Annotated in this window: 2 protein-coding genes and 1 pseudogene; all 3 read left to right on the top strand. The window is 35.5% G+C overall.

What is annotated here, in order from left to right:
• A pseudogene (locus AC1DRQ_RS31415) lies at positions 1-426 on the top strand (lipopolysaccharide biosynthesis protein); the annotation flags it as partial.
• Positions 427-433: 7 nt separating this feature from the next.
• Positions 434-1,339, top strand: coding sequence for a glycosyltransferase family 2 protein (locus AC1DRQ_RS31410; protein WP_429401359.1), 906 nt, complete (start codon positions 434-436; stop codon positions 1,337-1,339).
• A 50-nt stretch (positions 1,340-1,389) separates the two neighbouring features.
• The coding region (locus tag AC1DRQ_RS31405; protein WP_477430045.1) for a glycosyltransferase family 2 protein at positions 1,390-1,569 on the top strand (180 nt) is incomplete at its 3' end.

Below are 1,569 nucleotides of genomic sequence, written 5' to 3'. Positions count from 1 at the left end.
TCTTTATTGAGGGGGTTAGGCAGGCCGGGCCTGGAAATGAAACAGCAGATTTTTAAGGCGCTGGTGTTTTTACCATCATTAGCATTGGGTATATATTTTTACGGAATAATTGGAGCTGCCTGGGCTGTATTGCTYAATAAAATTGTAGTGGTTTTAGTAGCACAGTATTCGTTTAATTATCTCATTCCAATAAAAATATCAATAGTCGAATTTTTCATAGCCCTTAGGGCTCCCATAATTGCGTCTGCCTGCAGCTTTACTATAACATATTTGTTAAACCTTGCAGGGGTAAACTATATAATAGGAGGCTTGGTTCTCTGCATTAGTTATTCTGGAGTAATTTATTTGATGATGGCTGATGAGCTCAAAAACACATTAGCAGGTTTAAGAAAAAAGCCTGTACCCTCTGTGCATAAAACTAATTAATAAAAAGATGATCTCGGTAATTATTCCCTGTCACAATTGTGAGAGCTTTATAAACAGATGTGTTGATAGCGTTTTAAACCAAACTTATCAGGATGTTGAAATTATTTTAGTCAATAATAACTCGTCTGATAACTCATTAGCGTTATTAAATAAATATCAATCTGAATTTCCGGATAAGATCTTTGTCTTTGAGGAATCTAAGAAAGGCGCTCCTGCGGCCCGTAATCATGGTTTATATAAAGCTAGGGGCGAATGGATACAATTTTTGGACGCTGATGATGAGTTATCTCCGGATAAGCTACAAGGACAGCTTAACATAGCTCTGGCCACTGGCGCCGATGTAGTTGCAGGCGCTTGTTTACTTCTGTATAAAAAAGAGAATAGGATTGTTCAAATAATCAGACGTGCTGATAAAGACATTTGGAAAGGTCTGATCACGTCAAATTTGGGTATTACCAGCTCAAACTTGTGGCGTAAACAGGCATTTTTTGATGTTAATGGATGGGATGAAACACTAAGCTCTTCACAAGAATATGATGTGCTTTTTCGGCTTTTAAAAAACAATGCTAAAGTAGCGGTTGATAATTCAGTAAAAACAACAGTTCATTTTTCTAATAACTCTGTTTCCAAAAGCCGGAACAAAAAAAAAGTGAAACAAATACTGGATAACCGTATCAATTTGAGGTTGAAAATTAAAGATGAATTACAATCATCAAAAAGACTTACACCCAAGTTGGCGCAGGCTATTGATACATACATTTATACCGAGCTCATGGATAACTATCTTGTGATACCTGAGTATGTAAATGAGCTCATGAACAGATACCATTTAGACGTTAAATACTCCAAAATTGTAAAGCTTAATGTAAAGGTGTTTTTGAAACGCTTGTACGTCCTTTTGGTTATCACATAAATTATCCGCTGTTAATAAGACAATTGCCTTACATAAACCCTGATTTTATTATGAACAAAGAGAAACAAATGGTGTCTATAATTATCCCCACCTATAAAGATTGGGATAGATTATCTTTATGTCTAAACTCGCTTGATGAACAAACCTATGACCACGAATTTTTTGAGATCATTGTAGTAAATAATTATACGGAAGATAAAATCCCTGCCGGTTTTTTTATTCCCCAAAAC

The sequence above is a fragment of the Mucilaginibacter sp. P4_E8 genome (assembly GCF_056401495.1).
The sequence above is the reverse complement of the archived record's forward strand: the minus strand, read 5'-3'. Positions and strand labels throughout refer to the sequence as shown.